The organism is Bacillus sp. NEB1478 (genome assembly GCF_031582965.1).
Taxonomy (GTDB): Bacteria; Bacillota; Bacilli; order Bacillales; family Fictibacillaceae; genus Fictibacillus.
Genome location: NZ_CP134049.1, coordinates 1,708,134 through 1,728,260 on the forward strand (window position 1 = coordinate 1,708,134; position 20,127 = coordinate 1,728,260).

Consider the following 20,127-nt stretch of genomic DNA (forward strand, 5'->3'; position numbering starts at 1 on the left):
TTTTAGAATGGTGAAAAAAAGGGTCATTTTTATTACCGATGGAGATCTGTATGCCCTTCGGGTAGCTGAGCATGCGGCGAAACAAATCGGAGGACGCTGCATTTCTCAATCTTGGGGTAATCCAACAAGAAAGTCTGGGCAAGAGCTTGTTGAAATGATCCGGCAAACACCAAATGATCCCGTGCTGGTTATGTTTGATGACTGCGGATATAAAGGCGAGGGACCAGGGGAACAAGCGATGAGAATTATTCACCGGCAGCCGGATTTTGAGGTTATTGGAGCTGTAGCGGTTGCTTCTAAGACACATTTCGCAGAATGGACTAAAGTTCATTGTTCTATAGACCGTTATGGTGAACTTACCGAATTCGGTATCGATAAAAGCGGCTTGCCTGACTTGGAAACTGGCAGAATAAATGGTGACACGGTTTATATATTAGACGAATTAAATTTACCGTTTGTAATTGGGATGGGTGATATAGGGAAAATGGCAGGTCATGATTCCGTGGAAAAGGGAGCTCCTATTACGATGAAAGCAATCAATCTAATCTTAGAAAGGAGTAAAGGACATGGCAAACACAAAAAAGAAAACACCAATTAGTAAAGACATACATGAAAATGAGAAATTTTTAAAAGAACGGCTAGGTATCGGAGTAAGTTTTGATGTTGGTGTAAGGAAGATCTTTGTTTTAAAAAAAGAGCTGCAATTATACTATTGTACCGGTTTATGTGACAGTGAATTTATTATCATGATCTACAGGGAACTCATGGACATGGATCATGGTCATCGTTCTCCGTCAAAAGTAAAAGATCTTGTACATAATCATCTTGCTCATCAGCAAGTGGAACTCACAAAATCACTTGATGAAGCGGTTGACAGAATGCTGTCTGGATTGATTGTTATTTTTGTAGATGGTGAAGAAGAAGCATTCATTATCGATGTCAGAAGTTATCCTGGGAGGTCACCTGAAGAGCCCGATATCGAAAAAGTGGTACGTGGTTCTCGTGACGGCTATACTGAAAATATTATCATCAATACGGCTTTAACTAGAAGAAGAATTCGTGACGAGAGGCTTCGACATGAAATTTTACAGGTTGGTGAACGATCAAAGACAGATGTATGTATCTCTTATATTCAGGATGTTGCTGATCCGGGTCTAGTGGAAACGATTAAAAAAGAATTAAACGGTATTGAGATAGACGGTATTCCGATGGCGGATAAAACGATTGAAGAATTTATTGTTAAACAAGGCTGGAACCCCTTTCCGCTTGTCCGATATACAGAAAGACCGGATGTTGCCGCACAGCATCTAATGGAAGGCCATGTGCTGATTATCACTGATACTTCTCCAAGCGTCATTATCGCACCTACTACCCTTTTCCATCATGTGCAGCATGCTGAAGAATACAGGCAGACACCATTTATAGGTGCATTTTTAAGATGGATCCGCTTCAGCGGTATGATTATGTCGATTTTTTTAGTACCGATGTGGTTATTGTTTTCCATGCATAAAGGATTACTGCCTGATTTTATTGATTTTATCGGTCCAAATAAAAAAACAAATATTCCATTATTCGTGCAAATTATCTTTGCAGAAATAGGAATTGATATATTAAGAACTGCAGCTATTCATACACCTAGTGCCCTTTCAACAGCTATGGGATTAATCGCAGCAGTTTTGATCGGACAGATTGCGATTGACGTAGGTTTGTTTGTCCCGGAAGTCATATTATACGTTTCGATAGCTGCAATAGGTTCTTTCTCTACGCCAAGTTATGAACTGAGTGTTGCTAATAAAGTAATTAGACTTGGGTTAATCTTACTTGTCGTCTTATTTAATGTTCCGGGATATATGATAGGAATTACGGTTTTCATATTGTACTTAGGTACAATAAAAAATTTAAATACTCCTTATCTTTGGCCGTTCATTCCATTTAATCCGAAAGCTTTCTTGCAGATTGTTATTCGAGTAGCTGTTCCATTATCCAAAAGCAGACCCAGTATTTTACATCCTCAAGATCAGAAAAAACAGCCAACAAATTAGATGGCTGGTTGCCGAGAATAAAAATATGTGATAAAATTCATAACTAATTCAATATTATGCCTCATATGAGGTAGAGGCGCAAAACGAATAAGTAGCATATGGAGTTTATGGAAGACGATGAAATATGACGAAAGGTCAATTTGCCGAAGTGTAAAAAGAGATCCATTTCTTTTTATGCTGGGTCATTGCTGAACAAGCAATGGACTGTCACTACAATTGTAGTGGAGAGCTATTCCGACTGAGGGTACGGTTAATGACAGCCTGCCTTAATTGCGGCTGTCTTTTTGTATTGTCGGGATTGAAGTCTCCAGCAAAATGGAGAGGGGAAAGAGTCATGAATTTACATGGTACAGCACAGGTAGGAGAAAATGAACATCTTTGGATCGGAGGAGCAGATACCGTTGAACTGGCTAAAAAATACGGAACTCCACTTTATCTTTATGATGTTGCACTTATAAGAAACAGAGCAAGAGGCTTCAAAAAAGCTTTTGAGGAAAAAGGTATCGGTTATCAGGTTGCTTATGCGAGCAAAGCATTTTCATCAATTGCTATTTTTCAGTTGATGGAGCAAGAAGGATTAAGTCTGGATGTAGTTTCAGGTGGAGAGCTTTACACCGCACTCAAAGCTGGATTTCCTGCAGAAAGAATCCACTTCCATGGCAATAACAAAAGTCCTGATGAACTGGAATTTGCTCTTAAATCTAATATTGGGTGTATTGTGGTGGATAACTTTCATGAAATCCAACTATTAAAAATGTTATGTAAAAAGCTAGATCATAAAGTGAATATACTGCTTCGTTTAACACCTGGCATTGAAGCACATACACACGACTATATTATTACTGGCCAAGAAGATTCAAAATTTGGCTTTGATTTAGGAAACGGTCAGGCAGACAAAGCTTTACAGGAAGTAGTAATGAATAGTGATTATTTAAACGTTTTGGGGATTCATTGCCACATTGGATCACAGATTTTTGAAACTGAAGGATTTACTTTGGCAATTGAAAAACTGTTCAGTCATTTTAAGACTTGGGAAAATGCTTATGATTATTTTCCAAAAGTAGTGAATCTTGGCGGTGGATTTGGAATTCAATATACTTCTGAAGATACACCCCTTAAACCAGAACAATATGTTATGTCGATGATTGAAGAAGTTACAAATCAAATGAGCAAGTTTAAAAAGAAAAAAATGCCTGAAATATGGATTGAACCAGGAAGGTCGCTTGTAGGAGATGCTGGTACAACGATCTACTCTATTGGTTCTCAAAAAGAGATTGAAGGTGTTCGCCATTATGTTTCTGTTGATGGCGGAATGACGGACAACATTCGTCCAGCACTTTATCAGGCGAAATATGATGCTTATGCAGCAAACAAAATGAATGAAAAACTTACGAATATCGTTTCTATTGCAGGTAAATGCTGTGAGAGCGGAGATATGCTGATCTGGGATTTGGCACTTCCGAAAGTGAATGACTCTGATTATTTAGCTGTTACTTGTACGGGTGCATATGGATACAGTATGGCTAACAATTATAACCGCATACAGCGTCCTGCTGTAGTTTTTGTTGAAGATGGAGAAGAACAGCTAGTAGTAAAACGTGAGACATACGAGGACCTTATCAGACAAGACCTGCCTTTAAAAACGAAGGTTTTTGTGTAAATTAGTTTACGGACATGCCTTTTCACCGTACAATGGTATTTGTAATGAAGTTTAGGAGGTAGTTAACGATGAAAAAAGGTTCAATTGAATTTGAAAATGGCGAAAAAATCTTGTTCGATCTTTATCATGAAGAAGCACCAGGAACAGTAGAAAACTTTGAAAAGCTTGCTAACGAAGGTTTCTATAATGGTGTAACTTTCCACCGTGTTATCCCTGGATTTGTAGCACAAGGCGGAGATCCAACGGGTACTGGTGCAGGCGGTCCAGGATATTCTATTCCATGTGAAACAGAAGGAAATCCTCACAAACACGTAGCGGGTTCTCTATCAATGGCTCACGCTGGCCGTGATACTGGTGGGAGCCAATTCTTTATCGTGCACGAGCCGCAGCCGCACTTGAATGGTGTTCACACTGTTTTTGGACAAGTAACAGAAGGTATGGAAACTGTTTTACGTATTAAGCAAGGCGACGTAATGAAAGAAGTTAAAGTCTGGGAAGAATAAAATAAAAAGAAGAAGGCGCAAACGTGTATTATACACGTTTGCGCCTTCTTTTTAATTCTAAAATTATTTTATCTATTGTATTTTAACGAATACTTAAACACACATTCTCTAAGTTCATATTTAACTCATTTTTTATACCATTTGAAGCAGTGTTTTAGTATATAACTACGAAAAATCAGATTATATCCACGTTAGCACTCCCAATTAGCTCAAACGATTTTTAATCTGCTTTTGCTGGTCTCGTTCCTCAATAACTTGTGTACGGTCTCTTAATTTATGTTTATGAACGATCGTTTCATCAGGATTTCTGTTCAATTCCCAAACTTTGCCCCTTTTTTCTGCTTCCACACAGCAAGCTTCTAATAGTTCGTCAGTTAATGGCAGGATAAAAGTCTTGTAATCAAGACCCTGTTCGATTTCTTTTTTTCTATTTTTTAATTTCTCGAGTAAATGTTCACTATCTATTCCTAAATTGTTTAATGCTGATTTTTCAGATGAAAGCTTTTTGATTCCGCTCGTTAACATTCTTCTTGCACCGTTCATATTTCCTCTTCTCTGATGATAAAGAGCAACAGCGATCTGAATCAGTCCAGGCCATAGGTTCCCAGTCATTCCTTCTTCTTTCCAATGTTCTTCAAGAACTTCGTGGCATTCAAAGAAATCTTGATCTGTATGAAAAAAAGTTAAATAATCAATCCAAGCCTTCGGATAAATCAAATTCCACACCCCTTTATATTCGATACTAAGTTTACCATATGGTTTTGAACAATAAAAATGCAATCCTTGTAATTTGAATATGTGATATAATTTTAGATGATAAAAATTGTTGAAAAACTGGGGAAATGTTATGCAATATAGTGTGAAGCTTGATGGATTTGAAGGTCCTCTGGATTTGCTGCTTCATTTAATCCAAACATATGAAGTGGATATTTATGATATACCTGTAGCTATCATTACAGAACAATATCTTCAATATATACATACGATGAAGGAATTAAAACTGGACGTTGCAAGTGAATTTTTAGTGATGGCTGCTACATTGCTAGCCATTAAAAGTAAAATGCTTCTGCCAAAACACGAAGAAGAATTTTTTGATCAGCAGCTGGAATTAGATGTAGAAGACGACCCAAGGGACGAACTTGTAAGAAGACTGGTTGAGTATAGGAAGTACAAACATGCTGCTGACGAACTTAAGGGCAGAGAAGCGGAAAGAAGTTTAATCTACACGAGAGAACCTTTAGATTTAAGCTCGTTTGAAAAAGAAGAAACCAATACACAGGTTACAAATGTTTCATTATTTGATATGCTTCAAGCCATGCAAAAAATTCTTCAAGAAAAAGTGGTTAGAGCACCTAGACAAACAACAATCGAGCGGCAGGAAATTCCTATTGAAACGAGAATGACTCAAATTAAAGAAACACTGCTTTCTTTCGGGGGCAAAAAAAAATTCAAGGATCTTTTTAATCAAGGAAGCAAGGAGCATATGGTAGTTACTTTTCTTGCTTTGCTTGAATTAATGAAAGTGAAAACTGTCAACTGTGAACAACAAAACCATTTCAGTGATATATATATTACATTGATAGAGGAGTAAAATAGAATTGGAACGAAATGAAATAAAAGCTGTCATTGAAGGTTTACTCTTTGTCAGTGGAGACGAAGGAATCGACCGGAAGCAGATTGCCCAAGTGCTGGAAAAAGAAAGTAAAGAAATAGATGTATACATCGATGAGTTAAAAGAAAGCTATTCTTCTCCAAATCGGGGAATGACAATCGTTGAGTATGCAGGATCTCTGCAATTTGTAACAAAACCTGATCATGCAAAATTTTATGAACGCTTAGTTGAAACACCGGGTCACTCCACCCTTTCACAAGCTGCGCTCGAAACACTCGCTATTATTGCTTATAAACAGCCGATTACCCGGTCGGAAATTGAAGAGGTAAGAGGTGTGAAAACTGAAAAACCGCTTCAGACACTTTCTGCCAAAGGTCTGGTTAAAGAAGTGGGGAGAGCTGAAGGAACAGGAAGAGCGATTCTTTACGGAACTACAAAAGCGTTTTTGGACCATTTTGGTTTAGAGAATATTAAAGAGTTACCACCACTTCCTGAAAATATTCAGGAAGAAAACGTAGAGCAAGAAGCGGATTTATTTTTTTCAAAGTTTCAAGAATCAATAACTGTTGAAGAAGAATAAAGGGGGAGTTCTGCTTTGTTGATTCATCATATAGAGGGAAATGAACTTGTGAAAGAAAAACCGAATACATCTGAAGACTTTTTTAATCGTTCTGAAGCTTCATATGAATGGAATGGAGAAAAACATACGTTTCATCTGCTATATGTCCGATTTTTTGAAGAAAAATTGGAAGCTGAATTAACAAACGATTCCTTTTGGAAACCTTATCTTCAAACTTTTAAGATTCGCGACCTAGCAGCATTAGCGGCACTTGCCAAAAATGACAAATTTATTAAGAGAAAAAGAGTATATATAAACGACTACGATGAATTTAGGAACATTTTTATCAATCCTGACGAAAATGTTTTAGATCAGCTTATAAAGCCATTTATATAATTATGTTATTTAGAGGATACCTCAATCGGGGTGTCCTTTTTATTTTTGGCTGTCTTTTAAAAGTTGTTTTCTAAAAGATTGTTGCTTTTGGATCATTTCTGTAAAGAACTTTTATAGACAAGTTGATTGAAGTGCAAGATGCGAGACTCCTCGAAAATGAAAATCAAATTTTTTTCGTGCGATGTTACGCTGTCGAGTATTTTTTTTGCCCTGCGGGATTAGCGTGCCGACCACCTGAGTATTCTTCTCTCAAGGCTTGCGACGGGGAATCTCGTTCGATGTTGGTTTTCTTGCAGACCCAAGAGCAGCACTTCATACGTCTTTCAATTTGGCTCGCCGCGCGCCCCGCGGAAAGTGAGCACGTGTGGGGGAAACAACTACTACCAAGTGCAACACGGAAAACAGCATTGTTGTTTACTAAATATTTTAACGCCGTTTTATTTAACAGTTTAAGGGTAAATTAATGGAAATGAATCGTGTTGAAGGAGAGAAACCTATTGCCTAAAATTGCAGCAGTCGAAACCGTTAATCCCCCCCACCGGATTTCTCAAAATGAAACGATGGAATTTGCAAGAAATTTATTTAAAGGTGCTTTTTCAGATATTGAACGGTTATTAAAGGTATTTCAAAACGGGGAAATCTCTTCTCGTTATTTTGTTATGCCTATTGACTGGTTCAAAGAGAAAAAAAGTTTTCAGGAAAAAAATGATTTATACATAGATTTTGCTACTAATCTTGGTTCTGAATGTATAAGAAAGTGTATGGAAAAATCGAAGAACCATAATCTTTCTTATGAGGATATTGATGCGATCTTTTTTATTTCTAGTTCAGGTCTTTCCACTCCTAGCATTGAAGCAAGAATAATGAATATTCTCCCCTTTTCATCTCATACAAAGAGAATACCTATATGGGGACTTGGCTGTGCAGGAGGGGCTTCAGGGTTTTCAAGGGCAAATGATTACTGCATAGCATACCCAAAATCGAATGTCCTCGTTTTGAGTGTAGAACTGTGCAGCCTTACTTTTCAGCACGAAGATTTATCGAAAAGCAATCTGGTAGGAACTTCTTTATTTGCAGATGGAGTTGCTTGTGCATTAATCTGCGGAGATGAATCAAGTCATTTAGCTGAAAAACCAGAAATATTTCCATATATTTTAGATACGATGTCAACACTCAAACCTCATTCAGAGGATGTGATGGGCTGGGAAGTGAAGGATACGGGGTTATATGTCGTATTCTCGAGAGATATTCCAAACATTATAAGAACATGGCTCGAACCAAACGTAAATGAATTTTTAGAAAGAAATAAACTTAATGGAGAACAAATCACTCATTTTGTTGCACACCCAGGCGGAAAGAAAGTACTTCAAGCTTATGTAGATGCTCTTGGATTGCCGATTTCAAAAACAGATATTTCAAGAGAAGTGCTGATGTCAAATGGCAACATGTCTTCAGTAACAGTGTTCTATGTTTTAAAAAAATTCATGGATGGCGAATTAACAAACGGGGATTTAGGTGTTATGGCAGCATTAGGGCCGGGTTTTTCTTCCGAGCTTTTGTTGTTGGAATGGAGGTAGCAAGGTGAAGCTGTTTGCCATTTTCATTTGTTTTCTTGCAATCCAGAGATTAAGTGAAGTGAGGATCGCTAAAAGAAATGAACGGATTCTAAAAGAAAAAGGTGCTATTGAAGCGGGAAAAGATCATTATTTTTGGATGGTAACTATGCATGTCTCCTTCTTTTTGTTCCTTCTAGGAGAAGTTTTGTTTTTGGAAGTATCACCACCGAAATGGTGGATCGTCCCGTTTATTCTTTTTTTAATCGCTCAAGTTATTCGAATTTGGGCAATAACTTCACTTGGCGTATATTGGAATACGAAAATCATACTACTGCCTGGTGCAGCTGTAGTTGCAAAAGGTCCTTATAAATTTATTAGACACCCGAACTATTTAGTTGTAACAATCGAACTTATCGTAATTCCGCTAATTTTTGGTGCTTATATTACAGCTATCCTGTTCACAATTTTAAATATGCTAATGCTTCGAGTTAGAATTACGGCAGAAGAAAAAGCGCTTATAGAACTCACAGATTACAATCAAAGTCACGGCAAAAAACAACGTTTTTTTCCTATTCAGTAAAGGTACGGAATTAAATCCCATTCATAACCTGTCCTTGTTTGCATAAACTTTAACAAAGTACCCTAAGGGCGGGATTATGAATGACGCAGAGAACTAAACATTTGATTTATATTGTTATTTGCACCCTTTTCCTTGCTTTCTTCCCGCAAGAAGCTAAAGCTGTGCAACCTGGTGTAGCAGCCAAGGCGGCGATTCTGATGGAACAATCGTCTGGTAGAGTGCTCTATAGCAGAAATGAACATCGACCGATGAGGATAGCCAGTATTACAAAGATTATGACCGCTATCCTAGCAATAGAATCAGGGAAGCTGAAGAATAAAGTAACAATTACAGAACATGCTGCACGAACGGAAGGTTCTTCTCTATATCTTAAACCAGGGGAGAAAGTCCCTTTAGAAGATCTTGTTTACGGGCTGATGCTGCGCTCGGGAAATGATTCTGCCGTCGCGATCGCTGAGTATGTAGGGGGGAGTTTAGAAGGGTTCTCTTATTTAATGAATCAGAAAGCAGAAGAAATCGGTATGAAGCATACTCGTTTTCGAAATCCTCATGGGCTTGACGATCATGAAGACCATTATTCAACTGCATATGACATGGCACTACTAACAAGATACGCAATGAACAATGAAACATTTAAAGAAATTTCTTCAACAAAGGTATACCGATCTGAACAATCGGGGGAAAAATGGGACAGGGTTTGGCGTAATAAAAATAAGATGCTAAAGCTATACAAAAACTCTACCGGTGGCAAAACAGGCTATACTAAACGAGCAAAAAGAACGCTTGTATCTACTGCTGAAAAAGACGGCATGGAGCTTATAGCAGTTACATTAGATGATCCAGATGATTGGGAAGATCATAGAAATTTATTTGAGTGGGGTTTTCGAAACTATACACTTAAGGAATTAATTAAAGAAGGAGAAATATCAAGTATTAAAGAAAAAGGCTATAAAGGGAAAGTGGAAGCAGACCGGTCTTTTTACTTTCCGCTGCGGAAAGAAGAGATTGGCCTTATCTCTTCTTCCATCGAATTAATTAAACTTCCAAAGTCGGGTGAGTGGAAAAAAGAAGATGTCCCGATACCAGCAGGAAAATATTTTATAGATCTAAATGGCGAGCGAATTGCAGATCTGCCACTCTACTATGATGGAAATACATTAATTAAAAGCAGCAAAAATGGAATTTGGACAACGTTTAAAAACATGTTGGAACAGCTGTTTTTTATAGCTAAGGAGAATGACCGCCTATGGTAAATTATATATGGGTGGGGATGCTTGTAATTGGTTTTGTTGTTGCCGGATTCAATGGGAACATGGACAAAGTAAATGAAGCTATATTTACAAGTGCGAAAGAAGCCGTCACGTTAAGTTTTGGCATGATTAGTATTCTCGTATTCTGGTTAGGGATTATGAGAATAGCAGAAAAAGGCGGTCTTTTAGAAGTTTTAAGCTTTCTATTCCGTCCGGTCGTTAAACGTCTATTTCCTGATATTCCTCCTGATCATCCTGCACAAGGGTACATTTTATCGAACATGGCTGCAAATCTTTTAGGTCTTGGTAATGCAGCAACACCTATGGGAATTAAGGCGATGGAACAACTTAAAATTTTAAATGGCGGCAAAAATGAAGCAAGCCGGTCCATGATTACATTATTAGCCATTAACACTTCGAGCATCACCTTGATACCGACTACGATTATTGCAATTCGAATGACTTATCATTCCCAGACGCCAACAGATATTGTGGCACCTACTTTATTAGCAACTGCTATTGCAACGATCGGTGCAATTACAATTGATCGTTTTTATTATTACCGATCACTGCATAAAGGAGGGAAATAAATGTCTTTCGTGCATTCTTTTTCGATTTGGTTTATTCCTTTCTTGATTGGTTTTATTATTTTATATGGAACGTTTAAAAAAGTACCAACGTATGAAACGTTTGTTGAAGGTGGAAAAGAAGGTTTTTCAATCGCCATAAACATCATCCCTTTTTTAGTCGGAATGCTAGTAGCAATTTCCGTATTTCGAGCATCAGGTGCACTGGATTATATTATGCTAGTAATGAAGCCGCTATTTTCATTGTTTCATATTCCCGCAGAAGTCGTGCCATTAGGGCTAATGAGGACAATTTCTGGTACAGGAGCTTTAGGAATGACATCTGACTTGATCGCAACACACGGACCTGATTCATTTATAGGAAGGTTAGCTTCAACGATACAGGGGAGTACAGATACGACATTTTACGTACTGACTGTTTATTTTGGAGCAGTAGGAATCAAGAAAATGGGTTATGCAGTAAAAGTTGGACTTTTAGCAGACCTGATCGGTTTTCTTGCATCTATCGCAGCTGTATCCCTCCTATTTCACTCATAAAATAGGGCAGTTTTCTAAGTTTTTGTTGCATTTGACGAATGTTTTCAATTCTCTTTATTGAAAATGAAATTGAAGTGCAAGGTGCGAGACTAGGGCTAGGATCAGGGTGCTATTCCGAAAAATAGAGCCGGATTGCACAGCACCGAAAGCATTAGGGAAATCGGCTAAAAAGTCGCTTTTTGTCTTTATCTTGTTCATTCATTTAAAAGTGGATTGGAGTGCAAGGTGCGAGACTCCTATGGGATTAGCGGGACAGGAGAGACCACTCAATTTCGCGAAGCGACGAGTGGGCTCACCGCACGCCCCGAGGAAAGCGAGCAGCCTGGAACGGAAATCCACCACTTTCAAAAGCAACAATGTATACGAAAACAGCCTAAAATAAACAAAAGAGTCCTAATGGGTTCTTTTTTGCGTTTAACGAGGTTGTGAATTACGAATAATGAATGTATGATGAGACTTGAGGTGAAATCATGGATAGATTGCAAAAAGTAATTGCTCAAAGCGGAATTACTTCCAGAAGAAAAGCAGAGGAATTAATACGTGAAGGAAAAGTTAAAGTAAACGGAAATGTTGTTACTGAATTAGGAACAAAAGTAGCACCAAAAGATAAAATTGAAGTAAATGAAATCCAAATTCAACGGGAAGAACCCGTTTATTTTTTGCTTTATAAACCATCTGGCGTAATATCAGCTGTCTCAGATGATAAAAAGAGAAAAGTCGTTACTGATTATTTCAGAGATATCATTGAACAGCGTGTGTTCCCAGTAGGCCGGTTAGATTACGATACAACAGGTGTGCTGCTTATGACAAACGATGGAGAATTCGCAAATGTACTTATGCATCCCCGTTATCAATTGGACAAGGTGTATATTGCAAAAGTAAAAGGAATTCCTGCAAGAGAAAAAATCAAGCTGTTAGAACGCGGAATCCAGCTTGAAGATGGAAAAACAGCGCCGGCAAAAGTAAAGGTAACTTCAATCGACAAGAAAAAGGAAACAGCTATAGTGGAGTTAACCATCCATGAAGGCAAAAATCGTCAAGTTAAAAGGATGCTTGAAGCAATTGGGTGCCCGGTAATGAAATTAAAGCGGGAAAGATATGGGTATCTGGACTTAAAAGGCCTTAATCCGGGTGAGTTTAGAGAATTAACTCCACATGAGGTGAAACAGCTCAGAAACATGGCTGTCACACAAACGTCAAAAAAAAGCCGTAGATAGGCTTTTTTTTCAAGTTATAGTAAAATGGAAACGGTCTAAAGGAGCGGATATCTTTGAAAAAGAAACGACTAGTGTTTCGCTCAGTTCTACTTGCCATTATCATACTTGCGATCGGATACACGATCTACAACAGTATAAATGAAGAGAGCGGTACATATGTAAGTGAAGGAGAAATGGCTCCTAATTTTGTTCTTACAGATTTAAAAGGAAATCGTGTAGAACTGAACGATTATAGGGGTAAAGGAGTATTTTTGAATTTCTGGGGAACATGGTGCAAACCTTGCGAACGTGAGATGCCTTTTATGCAGCGCCAATACGAAACCTTTAAAAAACAAGGTGTCGAGATTCTTGCTGTAAATGTTAGTGAAACGAATGTATCTGTGAAAAATTTTGCTGATCGGTATGGATTAACGTTTCAGATACCGATGGATAAGGACAGAGAAGTAACAAAAGCTTACGGTATCGGTCCGATTCCAACTACTATACTGATTGATAAAAATGGAAAAGTTGTTGGCAGGACGAGCGAGTCATTATCATCAAAAAAAATAGTGTCATTCATGGAAAAAATTAAGCCGTAACGGGGTGAAAAGATGGAAACGATAGTTTGTGAATGCGGCCACTCCAATCCGTACGGTACAAGTCTTTGTCAGGCCTGCGGTAAACCGCTGGGAAGTGACGTAGAGGTACTAACAAGCATGCGTTATGAAGGAAGTGCCAGAAGATCTCAAGTCTATAAAAAAACAATTGTTGATCAAGTTTGGAACTTTTTTTCGTCAGTTAAAGTTGGGGTTTGGCTAATCATCATCATTTTGGTGGCTGCGGCAATTGGAACGATTTTTCCGCAAGAAACGTTTATCCCGCCGAATGTAGATCCTGCAACTCATTACGAAAGCGAATACGGAACGTTAGGAAAGATTTATTTTTTGTTGGGCTTTCATAATCTTTATGGATCATGGTGGTTTATTGTTTTACTAGGAATGTTAGGATTATCTCTTATTATTGCGAGTCTTGACCGTGGTATTCCGCTATATAAAGCGCTTAAATCACAACGAGTGACACGCCATGATAAGTTTATGGAAAATCAGCGTCTATTTTCAGTCAGTAAAGAAGCTGATTTTGATGAAATAAAATACACGCTTGGCTCATTAAGATATAAGATTCGAGAAGAAAACGGAAATTTATTTGCTGAAAAAGGACGTTTTTCCCGCTGGGGTGCATACGTAAACCACGTGGGGCTCATTATTTTTTTATCAGGGGCTATGCTTAGATTCTTCCCAGGGATGTATGTGGATGAAATAGTTTGGGTAAGAGAAGGCGAGACAACGTCTATTCCAGGAACGAAGGATGATACTGGTCAATTCTACTTAAGAAATAATGAATTTATTCTTGAGAAATATGATAAGAGAGATAAGAAGTTTAATAAAGCTCTAAACTCCGTAGATGGAGATGTGGCTAAAAATTATCAAAGTAATGTTACATTGTTTAAATCAAATAAAGGGTCTGTAATTGGAGAAAAAGGAAAATTAGAGAAGGTAAAAGATGGGGTAATCCGTGTCAATGAACCTTTTAAATTTGATTCATTCGCACTCTATCAAACGGATTTCAAATTGGATGAATTAAACAAAATGAGCTTTAATTTAGAAGACAAAGCTTCTGGAAAATCGTTTGGTAAATTAACGATTGATTTACATGAGCCTGAGACAAAGTATGATCTTGGTAATGGTTACAAAGTTGAAATCTTAGACTATTATCCTAACTTTATACTTAATGATCAAGACGAACCTGCGACTGTAAACAATTTGCCGGATAACCCTGCATTTGTTTTTGCAATGTATTCTCCTCAAATACCAAAAGGAGAAAAAGCGTTTGTAGGAATAATGAAAAACATAGATTCTGGAGACAACAAATTAAAAATGTCGTTTGCAGGACTCGAAACAAAGGATTTGACGGCATTAACTGTCAAAAAGGATCTTACCTTATGGATTATTGCTCTTGGCGGATTCATCTTTATGATAGGAGTAACTCAAGGGTTGTATTGGAATTATAGAAGGATTTGGATCAAGCAAAATCAGGGAGAAGTTTGGGCGGCGGCTCATACAAATAAAAACTGGTATGGCTTAAAAAGAGATTTAGAGTTTTTATCAGGGAAAACGGAATTAACTCCGTTAGTAGATCAGGCAAACAGCTCTGAAAAATAGGTAACCGTTCAGGCAGGAGGAACTTACAATGTCAGAAGTTAGCAGTACGTTGCTATATAGTGCATTTATCATTTATTTGTTTTCAACCCTTTTCTTTTCCATGTCACTATCTGATAAAAAGAGCTCAGAGGCAGCTTATACGAAAAAATGGGGGAAAATTGGTTTTATAACTGCTTGTGCAGGTTTTGCTTCCCAGCTTGGATATTTCATTACAAGATGGATCGCTAGCGGACATGCACCTGTAAGTAATTTATTCGAGTTCACAACTTTCTTTGGCATGATGATGGTATTGGGCTTTATTGTTTTATATTCTATATACCGTACGAACGGATTAGGTGTGTTTGCAATGCCGGTGGCACTACTTGTCATTGCGTATGCAAGCATGTTCCCAAAGGATATCTCACCGTTAATTCCAGCGCTGCAAAGTGACTGGCTGAAAATTCATGTCACAACAGCTGCCTTAGGTGAAGGAATTCTAGCCATTTCATTTGTTTCAGGGCTTATCTATTTAATTCGTACTGTTGATCAGGCTGTTTCAACAAAGAAAACAAAATGGCTAGAAATTATTTTGTACAGTTTAATAAGTGTTGTTGGATTTGTTATCATTTCGCTAGCGTTTAAAGGGGCAGGCTACGAATCTACATTTGAAGTACTGAACAAACAAAACCAGCCTGTCAAAATTGTTTACGAATTGCCTGCAATAGCTGGACCGGCTAACGGTGATCATCTAGATTCTGGTTTTGGCCCTCTTTTCAATACACCATCCTGGATGCAAGGTGTGAATGCATCTATTAAACTGAATACATTTATTTGGTCATTATTATCTGGTTTAGTTCTGTACTGGCTTCTGCGTCTTATTCTTAGAAAAAGAATTTCAGCAGCACTTCAAAGAAAAGTAAAAAACGTAAACCCAGAATTGCTTGATGAAATTAGTTATCGAGCAGTAGCGATTGGATTCCCGATCTTTTCATTAGGAGCACTCATTTTTGCGATGATTTGGGCACAGCAAGCTTGGTCACGGTTTTGGGGATGGGATCCAAAAGAAGTGTGGGCACTGATTACTTTCTTATTTTACGCTGCATACTTGCATCTAAGGCTTTCAAGGGGCTGGCACGGAGAAAAATCAGCCTGGCTTTGTGTAGTCGGATTTTGGATCATTACGTTTAACTTGATTGCTGTTAACCTTGTTTTAGTTGGATTACATTCATATGCATAACAGCAAGAAGGAAAAGCCTCTCTTTATTCAAGAGGGGTTTTTTCATACAATGTTCCCAGTTTGTTTGTACCTGTTTACTTCATGTATGATAGAAGAGGATAAACGGCTTATGTAAACATTATTTTTGAATGATAATGGAGGATTGAAGAATGAATACTGAAGCAAAAATTTTAGTTGTAGATGATGAAGAACGCATTCGTAAACTGTTAACCATGTACTTGGAAAGAGAAAATTATGAAGTATATGAAGCTGAAAATGGTGAAGATGCATTGCAGATGGCTGTTTCCATCAACTTCGATCTTATCCTTTTGGATCTCATGCTGCCCGGAATGGACGGAGTAGAAGTATGTGAAAAATTGCGGGAGAAAAAAGCTACACCTGTCATTATGCTGACAGCAAAAGGAGAAGAGTTAAACCGTATTCAAGGTTTTGAAGCAGGAACAGATGATTATATAACAAAACCATTCAGTCCCCGGGAAGTTTTGTTGCGAGTTAAGGCTCTTTTAAGAAGATCATCACCAACAAAGTTCCTTCAAACAGAGACGGTAGCGAAAAACGTGATTGTATTTAACCACTTAACGATAGATCATGATGCACACCGTGTAACAGCAGGGGGGAAAGAAGTGAACCTGACCCCAAAAGAATATGAACTGCTCTATTATCTGGCTAAAACACCAGACAAAGTGTATGCACGAGAACAGCTATTAAAAGACGTATGGAACTATGAGTTTTTTGGCGATCTGCGAACGGTTGACACACATGTAAAAAGATTACGTGAAAAGTTAAATAAAGTTTCGCAGGAAGCAGCTTCAATGATTGCGACAGTTTGGGGAGTAGGATATAAGTTTGAGGCGGGGAATGAATGATCTGGAGAAGTGTCGTAGGGAAACTCTGGATCACAATATTGCTGTTAGTATCTGTTGTGCTAACCTTATTGACAATCTTGCTTACTCAATTCTTTGAAAACTTCTATGACAGCCAAGCGAAAGAACAGTTAACGAAAATGGCTGACAGACTTGTTCTTATTATGGAGAATGATAAGAACAAAGAAGAAGCAATACGAATTACAAATGAAATGGCTGAGGCGTATTCAATGTCTGTTATGATCATTGATGAAAATCATCATTCATTTATTTCAACAGATTCTTTTGAAAATTCACCGTATATTCCAGTTTCGGTTTTTAATAAAAATGAGAAACTGTCATCTGTGATGGAATCAAAGGAAAAAATTTATACAAAAGGTGAATTTCCTGTCATAAAGAATAATGAAAGATCATCGCATACAATGATTGTTTATGGAGAACCTTACAGCGTGAATGGACAAGCTGGCGGGGTATATGTGTACCAGTCGATTGAGAACATAGAAGAGACAACCAATCATACGAAGTATTTGATCTTTTTAGCTGCTGGAATAGCCATTATTTTAACAACAATTTTTGCCTTCTTCTTATCAACAAGGATTACTGCTCCTTTGCGAAAAATGAGAGAAGCGGCAATGTTTGTTGCAAAAGGTGAATTTGATATGAAAGTTCCAATCTTAACACATGATGAGATTGGAGAATTGGGAATGACTTTTAATCGGATGGGCAGACAGCTAAAAAATAACATTACAGCCTTAAATCAAGAGAAAGAACAGCTTGCTAGTGTTCTAAGTTCAATGGCAGACGGTGTTATTACATTTGATAGAAGAATGAATATCTTGGTTACGAATCCCCCAGCAGACCGTTTTTTGCAAGCCTTTTATTATGAATCAGGCATGAAGTCGCAGAAAAAGGAAAATGTTTTGCCGGAAGTTGTTATTCAATTGTTCCAAAAGGTTGTTTCTCTCGAAAAAGAGCAGCTGACCGAAATTGATATACAAGGCCGCTCTTGGGTTGTTGTCATGACTCCGTTATATGATAACTCTGTTATTCGAGGAGCAGTTGCCGTGCTGAGAGATATGACTGAGGAACGAAGAATGGATAAGCTGAGAGAAGATTTTGTTGCGAATGTTTCACATGAATTGAAAACACCGCTCAGTATGCTGCAAGGGTACAGTGAAGCAATCGTTGATGATATTGCTGAATCAGAAAAAGAGAAAAAAGAACTAGCTAGCATCATATTGGATGAATCTAAAAGAATGGGAAGACTTGTAAATGAACTGCTAGATCTGGCAAAGCTGGAAGCTGGACATATGAAGCTTCATTATACACATTTATCCATACAGCCATTTGCCGAACGGATTATCAGAAAATTTCAAGGGCCAGCAAAAGAACGGAATATTCAATTAAGCCTGCAAATAAATGGTGAGCCAAAAGAGCTTGATATCGACCCTGACAGAATTGAGCAAGTTCTGACAAATTTAATTGACAATGCAATTCGGCACACATTAGATGAAGGTTCTGTCAATCTTTCCATAAAAATAAGTGAACAAACCGTCTCTTTTTACATTAGAGATAATGGTACTGGAATAAAAGAAGAAGATTTGCCATTTGTTTTTGAGCGTTTTTATAAAGGTGATAAAGCAAGGACGAGAGGGAAATCAGGGGGGACAGGACTTGGTTTAGCGATAGCCAGAAACATTGTCGAAGCACATGGCGGGCAAATCAATGTACACAGTAAAATGAATGAAGGTACGACATTTTCATTTGTAATCCCTCGAATGATGGAATAAAAGATCAAACTTTCCCGATTAATCTTGTTTCATAAGGAACAATTATTAGTAAAAATGATTTCATAAATTTCTCCAATACGATATAATAAATGAGAAAATTAATTTCATAATAATGTTAAACAGGTGCTGTCTGTTCACAGACAAGCATAATTGGGAAAACGGTTTAAATCCGTTGCGGTCCCGCCACTGTAATTGTGAGAACCCTAATAATGAGCCACTGTGTATACGGGAAGGCATTAGGGAACGATGAGCAAGAGCCAGGAGACCTGCCTGTTAATCATGAACATGACCTACGAGGATAGGGGGGTGTTAAACAGTGCCGATTAGCGGCATATGTTTTTTGCCTGTATACCAAAATTCTGAGCCCCTTCGTAGCTGAAGGTGCTTTTTTTGGTTTAGTGAACAAAAAGGATAAAAAATGGGGAAGAGGTATCAAATGAAAAAATTAGTAGCAGTATTCGCAGTATTAATGATGATGTTAGCAGGGTGCGGAACAGATGAAACGAAAAAAACATCCGATCAGCCAAAAACAGAACAAGCAAAAAAACAAGAAGTTACCGTTAAAATTACAAAAGATAACGGCAAGGAAAAAGTAACGGAAAAGAAAGTAGCCATTAAAGAAGATGAAACCGTAATGGATGTAATGAAAAATAATTTCAAACTAGACTTGATGTATGATGATTCTTTTATCAGCGGCATTGATGGAGTAAAGGGAAGTGAACAAGACAAAACATCATGGTTTCTTTCTGTCAATGGTAAAGAAGCAATGAAAGGTGCAAAGGAAATTAAAGTAAAACCAGGCGATGTGATTGAATTCGACTTACATAAATATGAATAAATTAACACTCAGAAGAATGACTCTCCTAGCACTATTGACAGCATTGTTAACTGTAGGAAGAATTTCCTTTGCCATCATTCCTAATGTACAGCCAAATACGGCAATATTGATTATTGCATCCTTCGTATTAGGACCTATACAGGGGCTTATACTTGCAATCTTGAGTACAATAACGACAAATCTCTATTTAGGGCATGGTTTATGGTCTATCGGTCAAATGGTTGCCTGGGGTCTTATTGCGATTATGAGTGGTTTGTTAGGCAAATATAGACATAAGACACCTTGGTGGATTTTAAGCTTGTACTCAGGTTTTTGCGGCTTTCTGTTTGGATTTATTATTTCATTGATCATGGGCGGTATAGTCGTTCAAAAGTTCTGGCCATATTATTTATCTGGTCTCCCTTTTGATTTTAACCACGCAATAGGCAATGTCATTTTCTTCATTGTTTTATATAAACCACTGTTGATTGTAATGGAACGGCATTTGAAAGGAAGAGAACATGGAAGGGCTGCTTAATAATAGCAGTTCTTTTTTTTATTTGTTAATTGATAAGCTGTGAATCTCGTCGTCAGTTTCGTTTTTGCGGTACTCACGTATTGTAATACGCTCCGTTCCTCGAAAACTTCACTTCCTCGACCTTCTTGCTACTCGTCGCAATTCGGAGTATTCGTGCAAGTACGCTCGTTTCTGAATTAACAAAGGGTTTAGTAGTGAAGCACCGA

Annotated in this window: 21 protein-coding genes and 2 riboswitches; of the genes, 20 read left to right on the forward strand and 1 reads right to left on the reverse strand. The window is 37.8% G+C overall.

Features of this window, described 5'->3' with window-relative positions; translation table 11 throughout:
* Window positions 1-7 precede the first annotated feature (7 nt).
* The 4 genes from RGB74_RS08380 to RGB74_RS08395 all read left to right on the forward strand — a co-directional run bounded on the left by RGB74_RS08380 (window position 8) and on the right by RGB74_RS08395 (window position 4,205).
* Complete coding sequence (locus tag RGB74_RS08380; RefSeq protein ID WP_310762525.1) at window positions 8-598, forward strand: stage V sporulation protein SpoVABEA; 591 nt, start codon at window positions 8-10, stop codon at window positions 596-598.
* Window positions 567-2,042, forward strand: coding sequence for a spore germination protein (locus tag RGB74_RS08385; protein ID WP_310762526.1), 1,476 nt, complete (start codon window positions 567-569; stop codon window positions 2,040-2,042). The genes RGB74_RS08380 and RGB74_RS08385 overlap by 32 nt, the downstream gene beginning before the upstream one ends.
* Before the next feature lie 63 nt (window positions 2,043-2,105).
* Window positions 2,106-2,282, forward strand: a riboswitch (Lysine riboswitch).
* A gap of 94 nt (window positions 2,283-2,376) precedes the next feature.
* Window positions 2,377-3,702 (forward strand): diaminopimelate decarboxylase, encoded by a 1,326-nt coding sequence (lysA, locus tag RGB74_RS08390; protein WP_310762527.1) that lies wholly within the window; start codon window positions 2,377-2,379, stop codon window positions 3,700-3,702.
* Between the two features lie 68 nt (window positions 3,703-3,770).
* Complete coding sequence (locus tag RGB74_RS08395; RefSeq protein ID WP_310762528.1) at window positions 3,771-4,205, forward strand: peptidylprolyl isomerase; 435 nt, start codon at window positions 3,771-3,773, stop codon at window positions 4,203-4,205.
* Between the two features lie 204 nt (window positions 4,206-4,409).
* Here the strand turns inward: RGB74_RS08395 and RGB74_RS08400 are convergent, their stop codons facing one another.
* Window positions 4,410-4,922, reverse strand: a complete 513-nt coding sequence (locus RGB74_RS08400) for a DUF309 domain-containing protein (RefSeq protein WP_310762529.1) — start codon at window positions 4,920-4,922, stop codon at window positions 4,410-4,412.
* 130 nt (window positions 4,923-5,052) lie between these two features.
* On the opposite strand from RGB74_RS08400, the gene RGB74_RS08405 reads away from it, so the two are divergent.
* From RGB74_RS08405 to RGB74_RS08480, 16 genes are all read left to right on the forward strand, one after another.
* The gene (locus RGB74_RS08405) at window positions 5,053-5,796 is read left to right on the forward strand and encodes a segregation/condensation protein A (RefSeq protein ID WP_310762531.1); all 744 of its coding nucleotides are present in this window, start codon (window positions 5,053-5,055) and stop codon (window positions 5,794-5,796) included.
* Between the two features lie 7 nt (window positions 5,797-5,803).
* Window positions 5,804-6,397, forward strand: a complete 594-nt coding sequence (scpB, locus tag RGB74_RS08410; RefSeq protein ID WP_310762532.1) for an SMC-Scp complex subunit ScpB — start codon at window positions 5,804-5,806, stop codon at window positions 6,395-6,397.
* A gap of 15 nt (window positions 6,398-6,412) precedes the next feature.
* The gene (locus RGB74_RS08415; protein ID WP_310762533.1) at window positions 6,413-6,772 is read left to right on the forward strand and encodes a hypothetical protein; all 360 of its coding nucleotides are present in this window, start codon (window positions 6,413-6,415) and stop codon (window positions 6,770-6,772) included.
* A 497-nt stretch (window positions 6,773-7,269) separates the two neighbouring features.
* Window positions 7,270-8,349, forward strand: a complete 1,080-nt coding sequence (locus RGB74_RS08420; protein WP_310762534.1) for a type III polyketide synthase — start codon at window positions 7,270-7,272, stop codon at window positions 8,347-8,349.
* A 4-nt stretch (window positions 8,350-8,353) separates the two neighbouring features.
* On the forward strand, window positions 8,354-8,908 hold the full coding sequence (locus RGB74_RS08425) for an isoprenylcysteine carboxyl methyltransferase family protein (RefSeq protein WP_310762535.1): 555 nt from the start codon (window positions 8,354-8,356) through the stop codon (window positions 8,906-8,908).
* An 80-nt stretch (window positions 8,909-8,988) separates the two neighbouring features.
* Window positions 8,989-10,161, forward strand: a complete 1,173-nt coding sequence (locus RGB74_RS08430) for a serine hydrolase (protein ID WP_310762536.1) — start codon at window positions 8,989-8,991, stop codon at window positions 10,159-10,161.
* Window positions 10,155-10,748, forward strand: coding sequence for a nucleoside recognition domain-containing protein (locus RGB74_RS08435; RefSeq protein ID WP_310762537.1), 594 nt, complete (start codon window positions 10,155-10,157; stop codon window positions 10,746-10,748). The genes RGB74_RS08430 and RGB74_RS08435 overlap by 7 nt, the downstream gene beginning before the upstream one ends.
* Window positions 10,749-11,282, forward strand: a complete 534-nt coding sequence (locus tag RGB74_RS08440) for a spore maturation protein (protein ID WP_310762538.1) — start codon at window positions 10,749-10,751, stop codon at window positions 11,280-11,282.
* Window positions 11,283-11,752: 470 nt separating this feature from the next.
* On the forward strand, window positions 11,753-12,499 hold the full coding sequence (locus RGB74_RS08445; RefSeq protein ID WP_310762540.1) for a pseudouridine synthase: 747 nt from the start codon (window positions 11,753-11,755) through the stop codon (window positions 12,497-12,499).
* A gap of 53 nt (window positions 12,500-12,552) precedes the next feature.
* The gene (gene resA / locus RGB74_RS08450) at window positions 12,553-13,077 is read left to right on the forward strand and encodes a thiol-disulfide oxidoreductase ResA (RefSeq protein WP_310762541.1); all 525 of its coding nucleotides are present in this window, start codon (window positions 12,553-12,555) and stop codon (window positions 13,075-13,077) included.
* A gap of 12 nt (window positions 13,078-13,089) precedes the next feature.
* Complete coding sequence (locus tag RGB74_RS08455) at window positions 13,090-14,697, forward strand: cytochrome c biogenesis protein ResB (protein ID WP_310762542.1); 1,608 nt, start codon at window positions 13,090-13,092, stop codon at window positions 14,695-14,697.
* A 28-nt stretch (window positions 14,698-14,725) separates the two neighbouring features.
* Entirely contained in the window at window positions 14,726-15,913 is a 1,188-nt protein-coding gene (gene ccsB / locus RGB74_RS08460; protein WP_310762543.1) for a c-type cytochrome biogenesis protein CcsB, read from the forward strand.
* 149 nt (window positions 15,914-16,062) lie between these two features.
* A complete protein-coding gene (locus tag RGB74_RS08465; RefSeq protein WP_310762544.1) occupies window positions 16,063-16,779 on the forward strand; it encodes a response regulator transcription factor in 717 nt (238 codons plus the stop codon).
* Window positions 16,776-18,566 (forward strand): ATP-binding protein, encoded by a 1,791-nt coding sequence (locus tag RGB74_RS08470; protein ID WP_310762545.1) that lies wholly within the window; start codon window positions 16,776-16,778, stop codon window positions 18,564-18,566. The genes RGB74_RS08465 and RGB74_RS08470 overlap by 4 nt, the downstream gene beginning before the upstream one ends.
* A gap of 104 nt (window positions 18,567-18,670) precedes the next feature.
* A riboswitch (cobalamin riboswitch) is annotated at window positions 18,671-18,855 on the forward strand.
* A 147-nt stretch (window positions 18,856-19,002) separates the two neighbouring features.
* Window positions 19,003-19,404, forward strand: coding sequence for a DUF4430 domain-containing protein (locus tag RGB74_RS08475; RefSeq protein ID WP_310762546.1), 402 nt, complete (start codon window positions 19,003-19,005; stop codon window positions 19,402-19,404).
* Window positions 19,376-19,921, forward strand: a complete 546-nt coding sequence (locus tag RGB74_RS08480; RefSeq protein WP_310762547.1) for an ECF transporter S component — start codon at window positions 19,376-19,378, stop codon at window positions 19,919-19,921. The genes RGB74_RS08475 and RGB74_RS08480 overlap by 29 nt, the downstream gene beginning before the upstream one ends.
* Window positions 19,922-20,127 lie beyond the last annotated feature (206 nt).